The following is a 20,382-nucleotide window of genomic DNA, read 5'->3' on the forward strand; positions in this document are numbered from 1 at the left end:
AAGCCGGGGAGGCGAGGCCCGGCGCCGCTTGACAGGACCGGCCCTGGGCGCCTCTTACCGGGCTCCGACGCAATTGCAGGTCCAGACCCCCCATGCACGCCTACCGCACCCATACCTGCGGCGCCCTGCGCGCCACCGACGCCGGCAGCCCGGCCCGCATCTCCGGCTGGGTGCACCGCAAGCGCGACCATGGCGGGCTGCTGTTCCTCGACCTGCGCGACCACTACGGCCTGACCCAATGCGTCGTGGCGCAGGGCAGCCCGGTCTTCGAGCAGGCCGACCGGCTGCGGCCGGAAAGCGTCGTCACCGTCACCGGCGAGGTGGTGAACCGCGAAGGTTCCACCGTGAACCCCAAGCTGCCGACCGGCGAGATCGAGCTGCGCGTCCGCGAGCTGGTGCTGCAATCCGCCGCCGAGGTGCTGCCCTTCCAGGTCGCCGGCGACCAGGAGGCGCCGGAGGAGATGCGGCTGCGCTACCGCTTCCTTGACCTGCGGCGCGAACGCCTGCAGCGCAACATGATCCAGCGCGCCCAGATCATCCAGGACATCCGGGAGCGGATGATCGCCACCGGCTTCAACGAATTCCAGACGCCGATCCTGACCGTCTCCAGCCCCGAGGGCGCCCGCGACTTCCTGGTCCCGGCGCGCCTTCATCCCGGCAAATTCTACGCCCTGCCGCAGGCGCCGCAACAGTACAAGCAGCTCACGATGGTGGCGGGCTTCGACCGCTACTTCCAGATCGCCCCCTGCTTCCGCGACGAGGCCGGCCGCGCCGACCGGACGCTGATGTTCTACCAGCTCGACGTCGAGATGAGCTTCGTGACGCAGGAGGACGTCTTCACCACCATGGAGCCGGTGATCCGCGGCACCTTCGAGCGCTTCGCCGCCGGCCGCCACGTCGATGCCAGCCCCTGGATCCGCATCCCCTATGCGAAGGCGATGCTCGACTACGGCTCGGACAAGCCCGACCTGCGCAACCCGCTGGTGATCCGCGACGTCACCGCCGATTTTGCCGGCAGTGGCTTCGGCCTCTTTGCCAAGATCGCAGCAGGCGGCGGCGTGGTCCGCGCCATCCCGGCGCCGGGGGCGGGGGCCAACCCGCGCAGCTTCTTCGACAAGATGAACGAGTGGGCGCGCGAGCAGGGCGCCGGCGGCCTCGGCTACATCACCTTCGACACTGAGGGTCCCAAGGGGCCGATCGCCCGCAACCTGGAAGCCGACCGCGCCGAGGCGATCCGCGCCGCCTGCGGCCTCAAGCCCGGCGACGCCGTCTTCTTCGCCGCCGGCAAGCCGGCCGAGGCGGCGAAGCTCGCCGGCCAGGCCCGCCTCAAGCTCGGCCACGACCTCGGGCTGAGCGAGAAATCCGGCTTCCGCTTCTGCTGGATCACCGACTTCCCCTTCTACGAGCTGAACGAGGAGACCGGCCAGGTCGACTTCAGCCACAACCCCTTCTCCATGCCGCAGGGCGAGATGGCGGCGCTGGAGGGCCAGGACCCGCTGACGATAGGCGCCTATCAGTACGACGTGGTCTGCAACGGCTACGAGATGGCCTCGGGCGCCATCCGCAACCACAAGGCCGAGATCATGGTGAAGGCCTTCGGCATCGCCGGCTACCCGCCGCAGGCCGTCGAGGACCGCTTCGGCGGCATGCTCAACGCCTTCCGCTACGGCGCCCCGCCGCACGGCGGCATGGCCGCCGGCATCGACCGCATCGTCATGCTGCTGGCCGACGAGCCGAACCTGCGCGAGGTCAACCTCTTCCCCATGAACCAGCAGGGCGAGGAGCTGATGATGGGCTCCCCCTCCCCGGTGGAGGAGGCGCGGACCCGCGAATTGCATATCCGCACGGTGCTGCCCCCGGCGAAGGGTGCGGCCGAGCCGAAGGCTTCCTAAGTCACACGCTTCGCCCCAAAGGACCTCCGCATGTCGTTGCGCCGCCCGCTGCTTGCCGCCGCCTTCCTCACCGCCGCCCTCCTCCCGGGCGCGCCGGGCGCCGCGGAGCCGGGGGTGGAGGCCATGGTCGGCCACCGTGCCGCCTATCGCCTCACGCTCGACCGCGCCCGGGACAATTCGGACATCGCCCGCGCCGAGGGGGTGATGCTGTATGAAGTCGTCGACGCCTGCGACGGCTGGGCGACGCGCCAGCGCTTCCAGCTGACGCTGACCGACCGCGACGGCACCGATGTGGAGACCACCTCGGACTACTCGACCTATGAGACCAAGGACGGCCGCAGCATCCGCTTCTCGCTGACCCAGACCTCGCAGGGCGCGGTGTCGCAGCGCGTGGCCGGGGATGCCGAGGTCACGCCGGAGGGCGGCACCGTCCGCTACACCGAGCCCTCGACCAAGCAGGAGGCGCTGCCCGGCGGCACCCTGCTGCCGATGCTGCATACCATCCGCACCCTCGCCGCCGCCCGCGCCAACCAGCGGCTGCTGGTGGTGCCGCTGTTCGACGGCACCAGCGCCGATGGCGCGCAGGACACCACCACCGTGCTGCAGGCCTGGCAGCCGCCGCAGGCGAACGAGCGCTTCCCCGCGCTGGCCAGCCTCGGCAGCGCCCGCATGCGCGTCGCCTTCTTCGACCGCACCCCGAGCGCAACCGGCGGCGGCGCCAGCGCCCCCGACTACGAGGTCGGGCTGCGCTACTACGAGAACGGCGTGGCGGACGAGCTGAAGATGGAATTCGGCGAGTTCAGCGTCGACGGCCGGATGCAGGAACTGGCGGTGCTGCCGAACCCCTGCTGAGCCCCGCTACCCCCGCCTGAGGTTCCACAGGAAGGGGTTCGGCCCCTGCAGCACGCCGCGCAGCTCGGCGCGGAAGGCGGTCCGCAGCCGGAACAGCCCGGTCGGCGCGAAGGGCACGCTGTCCCAGGCCGCCGTCTGCAGCGCCGCCATGGCCTCGGCCTGGGTCGCGGCATCGGCGGCGCCGATCCAGCGCTCCACCGCCGCCTCGCTGGCGACGTCGGTCGGCCAGCCGAACCAGGCGCGCTCGCCATGGCCGCGGATGATCGGGCTGACCGCGGGGTTGGCGATATTGGCCGCCGGGAAATTGGTGTTGTGCAGACTCCAGCCGCCCTGGGCCGGCGTCCCCTTGTTGGCGCGGCGGGCGATGATGGTGGCCCAGTCGCTCTCGACCAGCTCGACGTTCATCCCGAGGCGGCGCATCAGGTCGGCGGTCACCCGGCCCTGCTGGGTCACCGCGGGGAAGTCGCTGGGATTGATGTGGACGATCCGCTCCCCGGCATAGCCCGCCGCCTTCAGCGCGGCCCGGGCATTATCCATCGCGGCCTCGCCGCGTGGGGCTGCGGGAAACTCCCGCACCTGCGGCAGGCCGCAGGGGAAGACCGCATGGCATTCCGACCAGTCGCCGGGCAGGGCGACGGCGGCCATGTAGTCCGGCTGCACCAGCACGTCACGGATCGCCCGGCGCACCGCGACGTCGTCGAAGGGCGGGTGCAGGTGGTTGAAGCGGAGGAAGCCGAGGAAGCCGTTGGGGTCGTAGACCTGGGTGCCGATCCCGCGGTCCCGCTGCAGGACCGGCACGAGGTCGGGCAGCGGATACTCGATCCAGTCGATCTCCCCGGTCCGCAGCGCCGCCGCCGCGGTGCCGCCATCGGGGATCCAGACCAGCTCCAGCCGGTCGAAATGCACGCGCTTGCCACCCGAGGCGGCCTCGGCCGGCTCGTCCCGCGGCACATAGGCGTCGTTGCGGGCATAGGCGGCCAGGGCCCCCTGGTTGAACTCGCCGGCGAGGAAGCGCCAGGGGCCGCTGCCGACCATCTCGGTGATGGGCCGGTCGGCCGGCGTGGCCGCCAGCCGCTCCGGCATGATGAAGGCGGGGCTGGCGCCGGGCTTGGCCAGCGCGTCCAGCAGCGCGGGGAAGGGGCGGTGCAGCCGGATCACCAGGTCGCGGTCGTCGACCGTACCCCACTCCGCCACGGCGCGGGCGAGCACCTGGCCGAAGCCGTCCCTGACCGCCCAGCGCCGGAGGGAGGCGGCGCAGTCCCGCGCCCGCACCGGTGTGCCGTCGTGGAAGCGGAGGCCCTCCCGCAGCCGGATGGTCCAGGTGAGCCCATCGGCCGAGACCTCATGCCCCTCGGCCATCTGCGGCCGCGGCCGCAGCTTCGCGTCGCAGCCATAGAGCGTGTCGAAGACGCAGTAGCCATGGGTGGTGGCGATGGTGGTGGGGTTGAACATCGGGTCCAGCCCGGTCGGCGCCGCCTGCGGCATGAAGCGCAGGGTGCGGGCGCGGCTGGATTGCGCCAATGCCGGTTGCGCGAGTGCCGCCAGGGCGGCGGTCTTCATCAGGCTGCGTCGCTGCTGCATCGGCCGTCTCCTCATCCCGGCCCTGCCGATAGGCCAGCCGGCGCGGGTGGGGAAGGGGCGGGGCTTCCGCCCCGGGCGCATTCGGCGCCATACTCCGTCCAGCCGTCGCAGAACGGCCCGCCAGTCACCCGGCCAGCGCAGCACTGCCCCGGAGGCCACCCGGCCATGGACATGATGGTTTCCCCCCGCATCGAGGAGCATCCGCTCGGCGAGAGCTTCGGTGCCGAATTGCGCGGCCTGCGCATCGCCGGCGACCTGCCGGAGGCGGAGTTCTCCGCCTACCTCGATGCCTTCCACCGCCACCACCTGCTGCTGGTGCGCGACGTGCCCTTCAATCCGACCGCGCAGGTCGAGTTCAGCCGCCGCATGGGCCCGCTCGAGCTGCATTCGCAGACCCGCGCCATGCTCGACACCCACCCGGAGATCTTCTGCGTCGGCAACTGGACCGTGGACGGGGTGCTGAAGGCCAATTTCGCCCGCGGCATCGAGCAGTGGCACGCCGACAGCAGCTACCGCGAGATCCCCAGCGCGGCCTCGCTGTTCTACGGCGTGATCTGCCCGCCCGAGGGCGGCGAGACTTGGTTCATCGATGCCGCCGGCGCCTATGCCGGGCTGCCCGAGGCGACCAAGGCCGACATCGACGGCCTGCGCTGCGTGCATTCCCTGGCGACGCTGGCCGAATGGGGCCGCCGCCACAACCCCGACCGCCCGCCGCTGACCGAGGCGCAGACCGCCAAATGGCCGCCGGTCTCGCAGCCGCTGGTCCGCACCCATCCGGTCACCGGGGTGAAGTCGCTGTTCCTCTGCCCCGCCGTCATCAGCCATGTCGAGGGCATGGACGCCGCGGCCGGCCGGGCGCTGATCGAGGGGCTGATGGCCCATGCCGCCCAGGAGACGTACATCTACCGCCACCGCTGGCGGGCCGGCGACCTGGTGATCTGGGACAACCGCTGCCTGTTGCACACGGCGACGCTCTTCGACCACGAGAAGTACCAGCGCCTGATGCACCGGACGACGGTCGCGGGCGCCTGAGCCCCGGCGCGGAAGTTCCGGGGGCGCTTTCCGCCGCCCCGGATTTCGGCTAACCCGCCGGGCATGCGCCACTTCCTGGACTTCGAAAAACCGATCGCCGAGCTCGAGGGCAAGATCGAGGAGCTGCGGCGGACCTCGGATGCCGGCGGGATCGACGTGGCCGAGGAGGTCGGCCGCATGCGCGACAAGGCCCAGGCCCTGTTGCGCACCACCTACGGCAAGCTGACGCCCTGGCAGAAGACGCTGGTCGCCCGCCACCCGGACCGGCCCAAATGCCTCGATTACATCGCCGCGCTGATCGAGGAATGGACCCCGCTCGCCGGCGACCGCGCCTTCGCCGACGATGCCGCGGTGATCGGCGGCCTCGGCCGCTTCCGTGGCCGCGCCGTCGCGGTGCTCGGCACCGAGAAGGGCTCCGATACCGAAAGCCGGGTCATCCACAATTTCGGCATGGCCCGGCCGGAGGGCTACCGCAAGGCGCGGCGCATCATCGAGCTGGCCAGCCGCTTCAACCTGCCGATCCTGAGCTTCGTCGATACCGCCGGCGCCTTCCCGGGCATCGAGGCCGAGGCGCGCGGCCAGTCCGAGGCCATCGCCCGCTCGATCGAGGCCTGCCTCGACGCCCCGGTGCCCTTCGTCGCCACCATCATCGGCGAGGGCGGCTCGGGCGGCGCCATCGCGCTGGCGGCGGCCGACCGCATCCTGATGCTGGAGCACAGCATCTATTCGGTCATCAGCCCCGAGGGCTGCGCCAGCATCCTGTGGCGCGACGCCGCCCAGGCGGCGACCGCGGCCGAGGCGCTGAAGCTGACCGCCGAGGATCTGCGCCGGCTGAACATCGTCGATGCCGTGGTGCCGGAGCCGATGGGCGGGGCGCACCGCGACACCGCGGCGACGCTGGCGGCCGTCGGCGACAAGGTCTGGGGGCTGCTGGAGCCGCTGCTGGCGCTCGACGGCGCCACGCTGCGCGCCCGGCGGCGGGAGAAATTCCTGGAGATGGGCCGGAACAGCGTGGTCTGACGGCCATGGCCGAGCCGCGCATGTCGCCGGCCGAGATGCGCCGGGCCTTCTTCCTCACCTTCCCCGGCGTCGCCCCGGCGATCATCCTCTCGGCCATCGACCAGACCATCGTCGCCACTGCCCTGCCGGCCATCGCCGGCTCGCTCGGCGCGGTCGAGCACCTCTCCTGGGTGGTGGTCGCCTATCTCATCGCGGCGACCATCGCCGCCCCGGTCTTCGGCCGGCTGGGCGATGTCTTCGGCCGCCGCCGCCTGCTGCTGGTGGCGCTGGGGCTGGCGGCGCTGGGCGCCGCCCTCTCGGCCGCGGCGCCGAGCTTCGGCGTGCTGATCCTCGGCCGGCTGATCCAGGGCTTCGCCGGCGGCGGGATGGCGACCCTCGCCATGGCGCTGATCGGCGAGGCGGTGCCGCCGCGCGAGCGCGGCCGCTTCCAGGCCTATATCGTCGCCAGCTTCACCACCGCCTCCTGCCTCGGCCCGATCACCGGCGGCTTCATGACCGAGCATTTCGGCTGGCGCGCGGTCTTCTGGGTGCTGCTGCCCTGGATCGCGGTCGCGGTGCCGCTGGCGCTGCGCATCCCGGCCCGGCCGGAGGGGCTCTCCCGCGCCCGCCAGGCCGGCTTCCGCTTCGACCTGCCGGGGGTGCTGCTCTTCGCCGGCTTCGTCGCCCCGGCGCTGATGGCGCTGTCGCAGGTGCAGAAGCTGCGGCTCTCGGCGCTGCCGGCAGCGGCCGGGCTGGCGGCGGTGGCGGCGCTGTCCCTGGTCCTGCTGCTGCGGCAGGAGCGCCGGGTGCGCGACCCGCTGCTGCCGCTGCCGCTGCTGGCCGAGCCCACCGTGCTGCGCAGCAACCTGATGACCGCCTGCGCCCATGGCGCGCTGATCGCGCTGCTCACGTTCCTGCCGATCTACCTGCAGAGCGTCCGCGGCGCCTCGGCGGTGCAGGCCGGGGTGCTGCTGCTGCCGCTGTCGCTCGGCGGGGCGATCGGCGGGCTGTCCTCGGGCTGGCTGATGACCCGGACCGGCATCGGCATGCCCTTCGCCACCTTCGGCCTCGCCCTGGCAGCGGCGGCGCTGGCGGCCATCGCGCTGCTGGCCGGCGGCCTGCCGGACTGGGGCGTGGCCGGGCTGTTCGGGGTGGTGGCGGTGGGCTTCGGCTGCTCCTACCCGGTGGTGCAGATCACCGTGCAGGTGGCGGGCGGCCCGGGGCGGCTTGGGGCGGCCGCGGCCTCGGTGCAATTCTCCCGCACCCTCGGCGCGGCGGTGGCGACGGCGGTGCTGGGCGCGCTGCTCTTCGGCACCCTGGCGGCGGGCGACGCGACGGTCGCGGCGCATTTCGCCCGGCTGGTGCAGACCGGCCCCGGGCTGCTGGCGACCCTGCCGGCCGAAGCCCAGGCGGCGCTGCGCGGCGGGCTGGGGGAGGCCTTCCGCGCCGCCTTCCTCGGCGCCGCGGCCATGGCGGCGGCCGGCAGCTGGCTGGCCAGCCGGGTGCCGCTGCAGCGCATCGTCTAGCGCGGTCTCCGCCCGCTTCGGCGCACGGAGCCCGCTGCGGCGTGTTGCTCCGGCGCCGGGCGCCGCGGCTCAGGCCGGCGCGGCGGCCAGGCCAAGCGGCGGCGGCGGCTCGGGCGGGGCGACCGGCGTGGCCACGGCCGGCGTGGCGGTCCCGGCCGCCTCGGCCGCGAGGTCGAGCGCCTCCACCAGGCTGATCGCCAGCTGCAGCGGGCCGGCCTCCGCCTCCGCCCGCAGCGCCCGGGCAAGGGCGCCGTCGCCGTCGTTGCCGCCGGTCGGCGTCCAGGCCAGGGCGATGGCGGGCACGCCGGGCATCCGCCGCCGCGCCCGGCGCAGCAGGTAGCGGGCGGTGGCGCTGCTGCTGCCGCCCTCGAGCAGGCAGAGCACCATCAGCTTCGGCGCCACCTCCGCGGCGGGGCCGCCGGTCTGCACGCCGAAGCCGCGCCGGGCCAGCACCTGGGCCAGCATGCTGGCGGCCAGGGCATCGAAGGGGCCGCGACCGTGCAGGCAGAGCACGGCGCCCGGCGCATGCCAGGCGGCCGGCAGCGGCGGCGGCGGCGGCTCGCCGGCGGCCGGCTCCGGATCTTCCTCCTCCTCCAGGTCCTCGACCAGCAGCTCGACGCTGCGCACCAGCGCCTCCCGCCGCTCCGGCTGCAGCGTGCCGTGCACCGCATCGGCCTGGGCCAGCCGCAGCGCCGGCAGGGCGACGGCGTCGAGGTATTCGGCCAGGGGCTTCTCCTTGAGGCAGCGCTCGGCCTGCTCGGCCAGGGCGCTGGCGTCGCCGGCGAGCGCTCGCTGGTAGAAGGTCTCCTCCGGGTCGAGCGGCGGCTGGTCGCCCAGCATGACCTCGAGGAATTCCAGCCGCTCGACATGCCGGCCCAGCACCACCAGGCAGACCGTCAGCGGCACCGCCAGCAACAACCCGATCGGGCCCCAGAGCCAGGTCCAGAAGGTGGCGGCGGCGATGACGGCGATGGGCGAGAGGCCGGTCGAATGGCCGAAGACCAGCGGCTCGAAGACCTGGCCCATCAGCAGCTCGCTGACCCCGAAGAGCACCAGCACCCAGACCAGCATGGTCCAGCCGGGATCCACCGCCAGGGCCATCAGGATCGGCCCGGTGACGGTGACGAAGACGCCGATGAAGGGCACGAAGCGCATCAGCGCCGCGACGAAGCCCCAGAGCAGCGGGTTGGGCACGCCGATCAGCCAGAGCGCCCCGGAGATGAGCAGGCCGAAGGCGGTGTTCATGCCGGTCTGCGCCAGGAAGAAGCGGGAGAGGCGATAGGCGGCGTCGTCCATCGCCGCCATGGTCCGGTGCAGGTCGCGTGCCCCGGCCAGGCGGATGAGCCGGTCGCGCAGATCCTCCCGGTAGAGCAGGATGAAGATCACCAGGATGACCACGATGCCGGCGGTTGCCAGCGGGCCGATCAGCGGCTCGGCGACACGGCGCAGCATCTCCATCGCGGTCGGGTCGGGGGCATGCACCTCGACCGGGATGGGGGCCGGGGCTTCGGTCCGCGAGGTGGGGGAGGCCTTGGCCGGCGCCTCGCCCTCGTTGCCGATGCCGCGGCCCATGGCCTGGACCGCGCCGCTGACCCGGTCGAGCAGCCCGCCGGCGCTCTGCAGCCCCGAGAGCTTCTGGCCGATCGTCGCCTGGTAGGTGGGCAGGTTCTCCGCCAGCAGGCTGGCCTGGCGGCCGACCAGGGCGCCGATGCCGAGGAAGATGGCGCAGGCCAGCAGCACGGTGACGACCACGGCGACCGGCCGCGGGATGGCGACGCGGCGCAGCCCGCGGACCACCGGTGCCAGCACGAAGGACAGCAGCACCGCCAGCACCAGCGGCACCAGCAGCTCCTGGCCGAAGTACAGCACCGCCATGACCAGCAGCGCGCCCTGGAGCATCTCCATCCCCGAGCCGGGGGCGCCGGCCGCGGCCAGCCCCCGGGTCAGCGACGCGGCCCGGTTGGGTGGGCCGGCCGATGGCGTGGCGGCGGAGGAGGCACCGGAGGGAGGGCTTGTCGGGGCATCTGCCATAGGCCAGGGGTTCCGCGAGGACAGGCCGGAGTTGACCTGCGAGGCGGAACGCCCTGCCGCGGCGATCGTTTCGTGCAACTACCTGTCGTGGCCGGCCAGCTCCTTCTCCACCACCGCGGCGAGGATGCCGGCGCCGTAGGGGATGGCGGCGTCGTTGAAGTCGTAGGCGGGGTTGTGGACCTCGCAGCCGCCGGCCGCGCCCTCGCCGTTGCCGACCAGGATATAGGCGCCCGGCCGCTCGGCCAGCATGTAGGAGAAATCCTCCGAGCCCATGGCGGGGATGCGGGCGCGGTCGACATGCGCCTCCCCCACCATGGCGGCGGCGGCATCGGCGATGAGGGCGGTCTGCTCGACGCCATTGACCACCGGCACCGTCACCTCGCGGAAGTCGAGCTCGGCGGTCGCGCCGAAGCCGGTGGCGATGCTGCCGGCCAGCGCCCGCATCCGCGCCTCGATCAGCGCCATGGTCTCGGTGCGGAAGGCGCGGACGGTGCCGCGGAGCGAGACCGTCTCGGGGATGACGTTGTAGGCGGTGCCGGCGGTGAAGCCGGTGACGCTGACCACGCCGGTGTCGTTCGGCGCGACGTTGCGGCCGATGATGGACTGGAAGGCCGAGACGATGGCGGCGCCGCAGACCACGGGATCGACCGTGCTCTCGGGGCGCGCGCCATGGCCGCCCTTGCCGTGGATGTGCAGGTCGAAGAAGCCGCAGCCGGCCATCATGGCGCCGGCGCGGATGCCGTAGTGGCCGACCGGCATGCCCGGGCGGTTGTGCAGCCCATAGACCGAATCGCAGGGGAAGCGCTCGAACAGCCCGTCGGCGACCATCGCCTGGGCGCCGCCCTGGCCTTCCTCGGCCGGCTGGAAGATGAAGTGGACGGTGCCCTCGAAATTCTTCGTCTCGGCCAGGTAGCGGGCGGCGCCGAGCAGCATGGTGGTGTGGCCGTCATGGCCGCAGCCGTGCATCTTGCCGGGATTGGTGGATTTATGGGCGAAGTCGTTGGCCTCCGGCATCTCGAGCGCATCCATGTCGGCGCGCAGCCCGATGGCGCGGTTGCCGCGGCCGTTGCGGAGGATGCCCACCACGCCGGTGCGGCCGATGCCGCGATGGACCTCGATGCCCATGGCCTCCAGCCGCTCGGCCACCAGGGCGCTGGTGCGGTGCTCCTCGAAGCCGGTCTCGGGATGGGCGTGGAAGTCCCGCCGCCAGGCGGTCAGCTCGTCCTGGTAGCGGCGGATCCGTTCGATCGGGCTCAAATGCGTCTCCTGTGCGGCCGAGGGCAGATTGGCTCGGCATGGCCGGGCGTATTGCGCTATGTCTACGGCAGTAGCGGGTCAACTGCGGACCATGGAACAACGTAGCGAGGAAATGGCCCGGCCACAGCATGTGGTCCCGGCGCCGGACGGGCTGGCGCGCGGCGCGCCGGTGCCCTGGTGGGTGAAGCTCGGCGTCAAGCTGGGGCTGGCGGCGGTCGGCGTCCACGGCGGCCGGGCGCGGCGGCTGGGGCTGGCGCGGCCCTCCTTCGAGGCCGGCGACCCGGCCAAGCTGCTCAACGCGCCGCCGGCCTGGCTGGCGGAGGCGACGCGGCTGATGGGCCGGCGGCCGCGCACCCTGCTGGAGGTGGGCCCGGGGCGGATGGTGCTGCGGGCGCCGGTGCTGGCCGGGCTGGGGCTCGAGCATGTCTGGTTCGTCGATCCCTCCGACGCGGCGCCGGCCGATCCGGGCGCCTATCTGGCGGTGGCGACCCTGGCGCGCAGCCACGGCGTGCCGGTGCCGGACCTGACCGGCTGCGCCGACCGGACGGCGATCCTCCGCCGCTGCCAGGCGAGCCTGCTGCTCGGGGGGCCCGAGGTGCTGGCGGCCATCCCGGACGGGGCGGTCGACCTGGTGGTGAGCGAGGCGGTGCTCGAGCACGTGCGCCGGTCCGACCTGGCGCCGCTGCTGGCGCAGCTGCGGCGGGTGACGGCGCCGGACGGGGTCGGCATCCACCGGATCGACTTCCAGGACCACCTCGGCGGCGGGCTGCAGCACCTGCGCTTCAGCGACAGCTTCTGGGCCAGCGCCCTGGTGGGCAAGGCCGGGATCTACGTGAACCGGCTGGGGCTCTCGGCCATGGTCGGGCGCTTCCGCCATGCCGGCTTCACGGTGGAGGTGCCCGAGGCGGTGGTCTGGCCGCGCCGGCCGAAGGGGCCGCACCGGCCGCATCCGGATGCGATGCGGCCCCTGGCGGACGACCTCGTGGCGCGGGCAGTGCTCGAAGTGCGGATGCGGCGGTAGGGCAGGACCCTGAATTTTACCCTCAATTCCGCTCAATTCGGCTCAAATCTCCTCAACTCTTGAGGATCAAGCCGTTGATATGGCTGGATCCCGCCGACAGAATTGAGGGGCTGGGCGCTTCAGTCCCGCCCCGGCCGGCACCGCCCGGACCGGACTGCCGGTTGCGGCAAATATTCCTATAGCGTACCGGCCGGGACGGTGCAACCGGTTTGCCCGGCCGGGGCAGGAGGATGGGGATGCAGCCAGAGGCCGGCGCGCCGGGGGATTTCGCGCTCGAGGAATTCCTGCCCTACCGGCTCTCGCTGGTGACCAACCGGACCTCGCGGCTCTTCGCCCGGCGCTACTCGGCCGCCTTCGGGGTGAGCATCGCCGAATGGCGGGTGCTGGCGGTGGTCGGCCGCTTCGGCGGGCTCTCGGCGACGGCGGTGGTCGAGCGCACGGCGATGGACAAGGTGAAGGTCAGCCGCGCGGTGCAGGCGCTGCTGCGGCGCGGGCTGCTGCGGCGGGAGGGCGACGCCGCCGACCGGCGGGTCCAGCGCCTGGCCCTGACCGAGGCCGGCCAGCGCGTCCATGCCGGCATCGTGCCGCTGGCCCGCGGCCTCGAGGCGGAGCTGCTGGCCGGCCTCGCCCCGCCCGAGCGCGCCGCGCTGGTCCGGCTGCTGGAGACGCTCGAGGCGCGGCTGGCCGCCATGGGGGCGGGGCCGGAGGCCGAGGGCCCGGATTGACGCGGCGGCGACGCGCGGGCCGGCCGTGCAACCTATGGCCGAAGCGGAGCCGGCCGGGCTAGGCTGTGGCGCTTGCCTTGAGGAGAGTGCCATGTCGCGTCGCGTGTTGCTGGCTGCCGTGCTGGGCCTGCTGGCCTGGATCGGGCCCTCGGGAGCGCAGACCAGCGATCCCTCCTTCCGGGTGGTCAACAACACCGCGAATGTGGTGAACGAGGTCTATGCCTCCCCGTCGAACGAGCGGAGCTGGGGCCAGGACCGGCTGGGCACGGAGGTAATCCGCCCGGGCGGGCTGCACATCGTCCGGCTGCCGGCCGACGGGAACTGCAATTACGACGTGCGGATCGTCTACCAGGGCGGCAGCGCCGAGGAGCGGCGCAACCTCAACACCTGCCAGTTGGTGGACCTGGTGCTGGGCGGCGGGGTGGCGCCGCCGCCGCGGACGGCGGGGCCACAGGGGAACGGCCAGGCGCGGCCGCAGCCGGGCAGCCAGCAGCAGGGCAATCCCTCCTTCAACCTGGTCAACCAGAGCGGGCGGGTGATCGAGGAATTCTACGCCTCCCCCTCCTCGCAGCAGAACTGGGGCCCGGACCGGCTGGGCGACGAGGTCGTGCAGCCCGGCACCACCTTCGCGGTGCGGCTGCCGCAGGGCGAGTGCAGCTACGACATCCGGGTGGTCTGGCAGGGCGGCGAGTCGCAGGAGCGGCGCAACATGAACATGTGCGCCCTGACCAACTACACGGTCCGGTAGCGCCGGCGGCCGGGCCGCGCGGCCCGGCCCTTCGCCTCAGGCATTGGCGCCGGCGAGCGCGGCGATCACCGCCTCGGTCACCTCCGCGGTTGTCGCGGTGCCGCCGAGGTCGGGCGGCAGGCCGGTGCCGCGGGCGGTGACCGCCTCGACCGCGGCCATGATGCGGGCGGCGGCGCGCGGCTCGCCCAGGTGGTCGAGCAGCATCGCCGCGGTCCAGAAGGACCCGAGCGGATTGGCGATGCCCTTGCCCGTGATGTCGAAGGCCGAGCCGTGGATCGGCTCGAACATCGAGGGGCGGCGGCGCTCGGGGTCGATGTTGCCGGTGGCGCCGATGCCGAGCGACCCGGCCAGCGCCGAGGCGAGGTCGGAGAGGATGTCGGCATGCAGGTTGGTGGCGACGACCGTGTCGATGCTGCCGGGCTTCATCACCATCCGCGCGGTCATGGCATCGACCAGCATCTTGTCGACGGTGAGCTCCGGGTAGTTCGCGGTGACGGAGGCGCAGACCTCGTCCCACATCACCATGCCGTGGCGCTGGGCGTTGGATTTCGTGACGACGGTCAGCAGCCTGCGCGGGCGGGACATGGCGATCTCGCAGGCGTGGCGGCAGATCCGCTCGATGCCGGCGCGGGTGAAGACGGCGACATCCATGCCGACCTCGATCGGCAACCCGCGATGGGCGCGGCCGCCGACGCCGGCATACTCGCCCTCGGAGTTCTCCCGCACGATGACCCAGTCGATCTGCCGCGCGAGCTCGTCGCGCAGCGGGCCCCTGATGCCCGGCAGCATGCGGGTCGGGCGGACGTTGGCGTATTGGTCGAAGCCCTGGCAGATCGCCAGGCGCAGCTCCCAGAGGGTGATGTGGTCGGGGATGTCGGGGGCGCCGACGGCGCCGAAGAAGATGGCGTCGCAGCCCTCGAGCTGCCTGAGGCCGTCGTCGGGCATCATCTTGCCGGAGGCGCGGTACATCGCGCTGCCCCAGTCGAAGTGCTGGAATTCGCAGGCGAAGCCGCCGTCGGCGGCGGCGGCGGCCTCGAGCACGCGGCAGCCGGCGGCGATGACCTCGGGGCCGATGCCGTCGCCGCCGATGGCGGCGATCTTCAGGTGGCGCATGGCTTGGCTTTCCCCCGGCTCTTGGTCCTGGCCATGGCTTTAGCCATGGCCAGGGGCCGGGGCAAGCTCAGCCCAGGATGAAGTCCGAGGCGGCCAGCGCATGCGCGCCGAGCAGGGTGAAGCTGGCATTGCCATGGGCCGGCGGGGTCGGGGCGGTGAAGACCGGGGCGAAGATCTCGACCAGGGTATTGCCGTCTGCGACGGCGTAGCGGACCTGGAAGCTGGTCCCGTCGACGAAGGCCCCGGTGCCGAGGAAGACCGCGGCGGGCGGCGTCGAGAAATTGGCGAGGAAGGGGGTGAGGTCCAGCAGGTCCTCGGCGTGACGGAAGTCGGTGACCACGTCGCCCCTGGTGTCGAAGCTCGGCATCCGCGCGCGGGTGTCCATGGCGCCGAACTGGAAGATGTCGTGGCCGGTGCCGCCGGTCAGGGTATCGGCGCCGACGCCGCCATTCAGCAGGTCGTTGCCCTTGCCGCCGATCAGGAGGTCGGCGCCGCCGCCGCCGTGGAGGCTGTCGTTGCCGGTGCCGCCATTGAGGGTATCGGCCAGGTCGCTGTCGCGGGCCTGGGCGGCGCGGATGGGGTTGTCGGCGGCGATGACGCCGTAGCCGAAGATCAGGTCGTCGCCGTCGCCACCGATGACGGAATCCGCGCCGTAGCCGGCATGGACGGTGTCGTTGCCGGTGCCGGCGTCGATGGTGTTGCCGTAGATCACCGGGCCGGGGCCGGGCTCGGGGAAGATCGGCGCATAGGGCCCGTTCAGGCCGTCCCCGTAGATCAGGTCATTGCCGGCGCCGGCGATGATGATGCTGTCGGCGATGTCGCCCAGCAGGACGTCGTTGCCGGCGGTGCCACGAATACGCATGAGCTGGGATTCCCCTTCAAGGTGTGTTTTGTATACAAAAAACACCTTATAGGCGAAATTCGGGCGAATGGCTACTGCACATGGTGGCGAATTGGCCGGCTCAGCGCCGGAAGCGGAGCGAGATGCCCTTGCTGCGCCAGCTCGCCTCGATCGCGTCGAGGTCCACCCAGCCGGAGGGATTGGCCCGGCGGGGCTGGTCGCGCAGCCCCGGCTCGCGGTCCCGGCGCCAGAGGCCGAGCAGGCGGCGCAGCTCGAGCAGGGGCTCGGCATGGTCGTCGACTCGGAGGTTGATATCGGGGAAGTCTTCCGTGGTGGTCAGCAGCAGGGCGGCGGACTGTCGGCCGCGCTTGTCGCCGCCGGCGGCATCCCCGGCGTCGAGCGCCGCGACCAGCCGTTCCGCCAGCGGCAGGTTGTCGCGGCTGACGAAGGCGGCGACGGTATCGGCCAGCACCGCCTCGCCGGCCAGCATGTTGCCGGCGACGGAGAAGCCGTGGCCGGTCCGGTCGCCGCACCACTCGACGCAGTTCTGCCCGGTCCAGGCGGCGGTGCGGCCGTGCCGGTCCACCGCATGCACCTGCCGGATGCCGCGGCCCTCGTCCCCGGCCAGGGCGCTCTCGATGGCGGCGGCGGGGGAGAGGCCGCGCGCCATCGCGTCCAGCACGGCGGGGCCGAGGTAGCGGTTGGTCATGGACTGGGTGGAGACGGCCCCGACGCCGGTTCGCACGAAGGGGCAGCTCGCGCCCACGGCGAAGGCGCAGGTGGCGACGGCGACCGCGAAGGCGCCCGTCCCGGGGTCATGCGCGACAATGGACCAGGTCATGGGGTCTCCCTTACCGCCGCGGCGTCCGGCCGGGCGTTGCGCGGCCGCTGCCGGGCCGCCCGGCCATGGTTGCGCGCCCGGCGGCCCGGCGTCAGTTTGGGCGCGAAAAAGCCGGGAAGGAATCGCTATGTTGGCAGCAGCGCAGTATCGGGGCGTCGGCCGCCGCGCCGTCCTGGGCGGGGTGGCCGCCCTGGCGGCGCCGGGGCTGGCGCGCGCCCAGGGCCAGGCCTGGCCGGACCGGCCGGTGCGGCTGGTGGTGCCCTTCGGCGCCGGCGGGGCGATCGATACCCTCTCCCGCACCGTGGCCAATGCCTTCCCCGCGCTGGCCAATGGCCAGACCCTGGTGGTCGAGAACCGCGGCGGCGCCGGCGGCACCATCGCCGGGGCGGTGGTCGCCCAGGCGAAGCCGGATGGCGCGACGCTGATGATGGCCGACCTCGGCGCCAATGCCATCGGCAAGGAATTGCAGCCGAGCCTCGCCTACGACCCGATGCGGGCCTTCGCCCCGGTCTGCCACCTGGTGAACCTGCCGCTGGTGGTGGTGGTGCCGGCGGCGCTGCCGGTGACGGATCTCGCCGGGCTGATCGCCATGGCCCGCCGCCAGGGCGACATGGTCTATGCGCATCCGGGCATCGGCTATTCCGGGCATCTGGCGCAGGAGCTGATGCTGCAGCGGACCGGGGTGAAGATGACCCCGGTGCCCTACCGCAGCGGCGCCGAGGTGGTGCGCAGCCTGCTGGCGAACGAGACCCAGAGCTGCATCATCACCATCTCGACCAGCCTGCCCTTCATCCGCGAGGGCAAGGTGCGGGCGCTGGCGGTCGCCGGAAGCCGCCGCGTGGCGCTGCTGCCGGATGTGCCGACGGTGGCGGAGGCGATGCCCGAGGCGCTCGGCGGCTTCGAGGCGAATGTCTGGCACGGCATCCTGGCCCCCGCCGGCCTGCCGCCCGAGCTGGCCGCGGCGGCGGCCCGCATCTTCAACGCGGTGCTGCAGCAGCCGGAGGTGCGGCGGGTGATCGAGCAGACCCAGGCGGGCGAGGTGGTCGGCGGCACGCCCGAGCAATTCGCCGCCTTCATCGCCGCCGAGCATGCCCGCTGGGCGCCGCTGATCCGCTCCGCCGGCATCCGGACGGAGTGAGCGCGATGAGCGACGCGCAGCCGGCCACCCCGCGCCCGGCCTCGACCGTGCTGCTGCTGCGCGACGCGCCGGCGGGGCCCGAGATCTTCATGGTGGTGCGGCACCGCGCCATCGAATTCGCCGCCGGCGCGCTGGTCTTCCCCGGCGGGCGGGTGGAGCCGGCGGATGCCGAGATCGCCGCCGGGCTGGCGGGGGCTGCGGATCCGCTCGGCGCCTTCCGGGTGGCCGCGGTGCGGGAGACCTTCGAGGAATGCGGCCTGCTGCTGGCCCGCACCCTCGGCGGCGTGCCGCTCGACCCGGCCCAGGGCGCCGCGGTGGGGGCGGCGCACCGCGAGGCGCTGAACGCCGGGGCGCGCGGCTTCGCGGCGCTGCTGCAGGCGGAGGGGCTGGTACCCGACGTCGGCGCGCTGGTGCCCTTCGCCCATTGGGTCACGCCCGCCGACCTGCCGAAGCGCTTCGACACCCGCTTCTTCCTGGCCCCGGCGCCGATGGGCCATGCCGCCGCGCATGACGGGCGGGAGGCGGTGGACAGCATCTGGATCCCGCCGGCCCAGGCGCTGGCGGAGGCGGATGCCGGCCAGCACACCCTGCTGTTCCCGACCCGCATGAACCTCGCCCGGCTGGCCGGCGCGGCGGATGTGGCGGCGGCCATGGCGACCGCGGCCGCCCGGCCGGTGGTGACGGTGCAGCCCAGCATCGAGACGGATGCCGAGGGGCGGAAGGTGCTGCGGATTCCGCTTGAGGCCGGCTACGGCGGGCCGCTGTTCCCGGCGGGCACCCGGGCGATGTGAGGCATCGCTGCCGGATCGGATCGTATGCAATTTCATGGTCGACCGACCTCCGTTCCCCATGCCAGCCTCGGTTGCCGGGTGGAATGGCCGGATCAACTGTCCGGTGTGGGGGCCGTCACATGGAACTGGATATCCTGCTGCGCGGGCAGTCGAATGCGTATCTGCTCGTCGGCGATGAATTCGGCGGGGCGGGGGCCGCGGCGCTGGTGTCGGAGGTGCAGCGGCTGCTCGGCTTCGACGGCGGCACCGACACCATCCGGCTGACGGCGGATTGGTACACGCCGGGCTCCCGGACCATCTACGGCGGCACCGCCTTCATCGGCGACTGGGTGCAGCGCGGCGGCGACGGCGCCTGGCAGCCACTGTCGCACGAGCAGGACCTGCTGGCCTACATCGCCGGGCATCCGCATCCGCAGGCGACCGAGACCGCGGTGGTCTGGCTGCACAGCGAATACGACAGCCTGAACGCCGGGCTCGGCACCGCCGAGTGGCAGAGCGCGGTCCGCACCGATGCCGAATGGACCCGCGCGGCCCTGGGCAAGGACGTGGCGCATTCGCCCTATGTCTTCGTCAGCGCCATCCCCTTCTCCGGCGCCGACGACCGGGCGACCCAGGCGATCCGGGCGGGGATGGAGGGGCTCAGCGCCGACCCGGCCTTCCATGCCCGGGTCGGGGCGCGGGCCGCCGACATCGACATGAGCTTCAAGTTTCCCAGCGAATCGGACAACGGCCAGGCCTATGGCAATGCCCATATGTCCGCGGCGGATACGGTGCAGACCGCGCTGCGGCTGGCCCGCTCGGTCGCCGAGGAATGGGCCGACTACGCCCGGCCGGGCTCGCCGGTGGCGCAGGCCGGCGGCCGGCTCGACGATGCCGGGCCGGAGGTGACCGGGGCGCGGATGGCGGCGGCGGATACGCTGCTGGTGACGGTGCTGCAGGACCAGGCGGGCGGCTTCGGGACGCTGGATGCGGCAGCCGCCCGGGGGCTCGGCTGGAGCGTGCGCAGTGCTGCCGGCAGCCTCGCCGCCGACCATGCCGAGGTGGTCTCGGCCGATACCCTGCTGCTGCATTTCGGCGCCGCGGTGCCGGCGGACGGGCTGCTGTTCTACGGCTATGGCCATGACCGGATCGCCTGGTTCGACCAGCCGGGCGAGGGCCATGCGATCTACGACGACCAGGGCCTGCCGGTCTGGACCCCGGCGTCCGGGGTGGCGACCGGCGGCGGGGCCGCGCCGGGGACGCCGGTGCGGATCACGGTCGGCAGCGGCTCGGACAGCCTGATGCTGCGGATCTCCCAGGATGCCTACCAGGGCGATGCGCACTACACGGTCGGCGTCGACGGCGTGCGGATCGGCGGCGTGCTCAGCGCCCATGCGGCCCATGGCAGCGGCGCCGCCGACCAGGTGACGCTGCGGGGCGACTGGGGCCCTGGCCAGCACCAGGCGGTGGTGACCTTCCTGAACGATGCCTATGACGGCCCGGGCGCCGACCGCAACCTGCATGTCGAGGGCGCCCGCTACGACGGCGCCGAACTGGGCGGCGCGGCGCGGGAGCTGCTGTCGAGCGGCACCGCGGCGATCGGCTTCACCGACGCCACGGCGCTGCCCGGCGGGGCGGCGACCACCGTCGGCGCCGGCGCGGACAGCCTGGTGCTGCGGATCGCGCAGGATGCCTATCTCGGCGATGCGCAGTACACCGTCGCGGTCGATGGCGTGCAGCTCGGCGGCACCCAGACGGCGCGGGCGCCGCACGGCGCCGGGCAGGCCGATGCCGTCACCCTGCACGGCGACTGGTCGCCCGGCGGGCACAGCGTCGCGGTCAGCTTCCTGAACGATGCCTGGGACGGCGGCGGCAACGACCGCAACCTCTACGTCGAGGGCGCCAGCTACGACGGCACGCCGCTCGACGGGGCGGCGCAGGCGCTGCTGTCGGCGGGCACGGCGCGCTTCGGCTTCACCGACGCCGGCCCGATCGGCTGAGCCGCGGGGGGAGCA

Annotated in this window: 17 protein-coding genes; 11 read left to right on the forward strand and 6 right to left on the reverse strand. The window is 73.0% G+C overall.

The features are described 5' to 3' along the window. Positions 1 to 92: 92 nt before the first annotated feature. Together aspS and QWZ14_RS13015 are read left to right on the forward strand one after the other, a co-directional pair. A complete protein-coding gene (gene aspS, locus QWZ14_RS13010) occupies positions 93 to 1,892 on the forward strand; it encodes an aspartate--tRNA ligase (protein WP_290317101.1) in 1,800 nt (599 codons plus the stop codon). 30 nt (positions 1,893 to 1,922) lie between these two features. Beyond that, complete coding sequence (locus tag QWZ14_RS13015; RefSeq protein ID WP_290317102.1) at positions 1,923 to 2,744, forward strand: EipB family protein; 822 nt, start codon at positions 1,923 to 1,925, stop codon at positions 2,742 to 2,744. A gap of 6 nt (positions 2,745 to 2,750) precedes the next feature. On the opposite strand, the gene QWZ14_RS13020 is transcribed toward QWZ14_RS13015, so the two are convergent. Continuing rightward, positions 2,751 to 4,325: an ABC transporter substrate-binding protein gene (locus tag QWZ14_RS13020; RefSeq protein WP_290317103.1), complete on the reverse strand. Its 1,575-nt coding sequence runs from the start codon at positions 4,323 to 4,325 to the stop codon at positions 2,751 to 2,753. Positions 4,326 to 4,490: 165 nt separating this feature from the next. On the opposite strand from QWZ14_RS13020, the gene QWZ14_RS13025 reads away from it, so the two are divergent. From QWZ14_RS13025 to QWZ14_RS13035, 3 genes are all read left to right on the forward strand, one after another. Continuing rightward, positions 4,491 to 5,357, forward strand: a complete 867-nt coding sequence (locus tag QWZ14_RS13025; protein WP_290317104.1) for a TauD/TfdA dioxygenase family protein — start codon at positions 4,491 to 4,493, stop codon at positions 5,355 to 5,357. A 63-nt stretch (positions 5,358 to 5,420) separates the two neighbouring features. Then, positions 5,421 to 6,377: an acetyl-CoA carboxylase carboxyltransferase subunit alpha gene (locus tag QWZ14_RS13030; protein ID WP_290317105.1), complete on the forward strand. Its 957-nt coding sequence runs from the start codon at positions 5,421 to 5,423 to the stop codon at positions 6,375 to 6,377. Between the two features lie 5 nt (positions 6,378 to 6,382). After that, positions 6,383 to 7,882: an MFS transporter gene (locus tag QWZ14_RS13035; RefSeq protein WP_290317106.1), complete on the forward strand. Its 1,500-nt coding sequence runs from the start codon at positions 6,383 to 6,385 to the stop codon at positions 7,880 to 7,882. 69 nt (positions 7,883 to 7,951) lie between these two features. On the opposite strand, the gene QWZ14_RS13040 is transcribed toward QWZ14_RS13035, so the two are convergent. Both QWZ14_RS13040 and QWZ14_RS13045 read right to left on the reverse strand, forming a co-directional pair. Further along, positions 7,952 to 9,913: an AI-2E family transporter gene (locus QWZ14_RS13040; RefSeq protein ID WP_290317107.1), complete on the reverse strand. Its 1,962-nt coding sequence runs from the start codon at positions 9,911 to 9,913 to the stop codon at positions 7,952 to 7,954. Positions 9,914 to 9,991: 78 nt separating this feature from the next. After that, positions 9,992 to 11,170, reverse strand: a complete 1,179-nt coding sequence (locus QWZ14_RS13045) for a M20 aminoacylase family protein (RefSeq protein ID WP_290317108.1) — start codon at positions 11,168 to 11,170, stop codon at positions 9,992 to 9,994. Between the two features lie 91 nt (positions 11,171 to 11,261). On the opposite strand from QWZ14_RS13045, the gene QWZ14_RS13050 reads away from it, so the two are divergent. From QWZ14_RS13050 to QWZ14_RS13060, 3 genes are all read left to right on the forward strand, one after another. Then, positions 11,262 to 12,191, forward strand: coding sequence for a class I SAM-dependent methyltransferase (locus QWZ14_RS13050; RefSeq protein WP_290317109.1), 930 nt, complete (start codon positions 11,262 to 11,264; stop codon positions 12,189 to 12,191). A gap of 236 nt (positions 12,192 to 12,427) precedes the next feature. Continuing rightward, positions 12,428 to 12,916: a MarR family winged helix-turn-helix transcriptional regulator gene (locus QWZ14_RS13055; protein ID WP_290317110.1), complete on the forward strand. Its 489-nt coding sequence runs from the start codon at positions 12,428 to 12,430 to the stop codon at positions 12,914 to 12,916. A gap of 91 nt (positions 12,917 to 13,007) precedes the next feature. Continuing rightward, the gene (locus QWZ14_RS13060) at positions 13,008 to 13,664 is read left to right on the forward strand and encodes a hypothetical protein (protein WP_290317111.1); all 657 of its coding nucleotides are present in this window, start codon (positions 13,008 to 13,010) and stop codon (positions 13,662 to 13,664) included. Positions 13,665 to 13,700: 36 nt separating this feature from the next. Here the strand turns inward: QWZ14_RS13060 and QWZ14_RS13065 are convergent, their stop codons facing one another. The 3 genes from QWZ14_RS13065 to QWZ14_RS13075 form a co-directional block, all read right to left on the reverse strand. Beyond that, positions 13,701 to 14,777 (reverse strand): tartrate dehydrogenase, encoded by a 1,077-nt coding sequence (locus tag QWZ14_RS13065; RefSeq protein WP_290317112.1) that lies wholly within the window; start codon positions 14,775 to 14,777, stop codon positions 13,701 to 13,703. Positions 14,778 to 14,844: 67 nt separating this feature from the next. After that, the gene (locus tag QWZ14_RS13070; RefSeq protein WP_290317113.1) at positions 14,845 to 15,639 is read right to left on the reverse strand and encodes a calcium-binding protein; all 795 of its coding nucleotides are present in this window, start codon (positions 15,637 to 15,639) and stop codon (positions 14,845 to 14,847) included. A 100-nt stretch (positions 15,640 to 15,739) separates the two neighbouring features. Next, on the reverse strand, positions 15,740 to 16,459 hold the full coding sequence (locus QWZ14_RS13075) for a DUF1028 domain-containing protein (RefSeq protein ID WP_290317114.1): 720 nt from the start codon (positions 16,457 to 16,459) through the stop codon (positions 15,740 to 15,742). 130 nt (positions 16,460 to 16,589) lie between these two features. Here QWZ14_RS13075 and QWZ14_RS13080 point away from each other — a divergent pair, with 130 nt between their 5' ends. The 3 genes from QWZ14_RS13080 to QWZ14_RS13090 all read left to right on the forward strand — a co-directional run bounded on the left by QWZ14_RS13080 (position 16,590) and on the right by QWZ14_RS13090 (position 20,367). After that, a complete protein-coding gene (locus tag QWZ14_RS13080) occupies positions 16,590 to 17,597 on the forward strand; it encodes a Bug family tripartite tricarboxylate transporter substrate binding protein (protein WP_290317115.1) in 1,008 nt (335 codons plus the stop codon). 5 nt (positions 17,598 to 17,602) lie between these two features. Next, complete coding sequence (locus QWZ14_RS13085; RefSeq protein WP_290317116.1) at positions 17,603 to 18,388, forward strand: NUDIX hydrolase; 786 nt, start codon at positions 17,603 to 17,605, stop codon at positions 18,386 to 18,388. A 119-nt stretch (positions 18,389 to 18,507) separates the two neighbouring features. Then, positions 18,508 to 20,367 (forward strand): carbohydrate-binding domain-containing protein, encoded by a 1,860-nt coding sequence (locus QWZ14_RS13090; RefSeq protein ID WP_290317117.1) that lies wholly within the window; start codon positions 18,508 to 18,510, stop codon positions 20,365 to 20,367. The last annotated feature ends 15 nt before the right edge of the window (positions 20,368 to 20,382 follow it).

Origin of the sequence: Paeniroseomonas aquatica (assembly GCF_030409335.1) — a bacterium.
GTDB classification, from domain to species: domain Bacteria; phylum Pseudomonadota; class Alphaproteobacteria; order Acetobacterales; family Acetobacteraceae; genus Belnapia; species Belnapia aquatica.

Coding starts and splice junctions, on each gene's coding strand:
- QWZ14_RS13060 (WP_290317111.1), top strand. CDS start 13,008: ATGTCGCGTCGCGTGTTGCTGGCTGCCGTGCTGGGCCTGCTGGCCTGG.
- QWZ14_RS13055 (WP_290317110.1), top strand. CDS start 12,428: ATGCAGCCAGAGGCCGGCGCGCCGGGGGATTTCGCGCTCGAGGAATTC.
- QWZ14_RS13075 (WP_290317114.1), bottom strand. CDS start 16,459: ATGACCTGGTCCATTGTCGCGCATGACCCCGGGACGGGCGCCTTCGCG.
- QWZ14_RS13015 (WP_290317102.1), top strand. CDS start 1,923: ATGTCGTTGCGCCGCCCGCTGCTTGCCGCCGCCTTCCTCACCGCCGCC.
- aspS (WP_290317101.1), top strand. CDS start 93: ATGCACGCCTACCGCACCCATACCTGCGGCGCCCTGCGCGCCACCGAC.
- QWZ14_RS13065 (WP_290317112.1), bottom strand. CDS start 14,777: ATGCGCCACCTGAAGATCGCCGCCATCGGCGGCGACGGCATCGGCCCC.
- QWZ14_RS13085 (WP_290317116.1), top strand. CDS start 17,603: ATGAGCGACGCGCAGCCGGCCACCCCGCGCCCGGCCTCGACCGTGCTG.
- QWZ14_RS13030 (WP_290317105.1), top strand. CDS start 5,421: ATGCGCCACTTCCTGGACTTCGAAAAACCGATCGCCGAGCTCGAGGGC.
- QWZ14_RS13090 (WP_290317117.1), top strand. CDS start 18,508: ATGGAACTGGATATCCTGCTGCGCGGGCAGTCGAATGCGTATCTGCTC.
- QWZ14_RS13040 (WP_290317107.1), bottom strand. CDS start 9,913: ATGGCAGATGCCCCGACAAGCCCTCCCTCCGGTGCCTCCTCCGCCGCC.
- QWZ14_RS13025 (WP_290317104.1), top strand. CDS start 4,491: ATGGACATGATGGTTTCCCCCCGCATCGAGGAGCATCCGCTCGGCGAG.
- QWZ14_RS13070 (WP_290317113.1), bottom strand. CDS start 15,639: ATGCGTATTCGTGGCACCGCCGGCAACGACGTCCTGCTGGGCGACATC.
- QWZ14_RS13050 (WP_290317109.1), top strand. CDS start 11,262: ATGGAACAACGTAGCGAGGAAATGGCCCGGCCACAGCATGTGGTCCCG.
- QWZ14_RS13035 (WP_290317106.1), top strand. CDS start 6,383: ATGGCCGAGCCGCGCATGTCGCCGGCCGAGATGCGCCGGGCCTTCTTC.
- QWZ14_RS13020 (WP_290317103.1), bottom strand. CDS start 4,325: ATGCAGCAGCGACGCAGCCTGATGAAGACCGCCGCCCTGGCGGCACTC.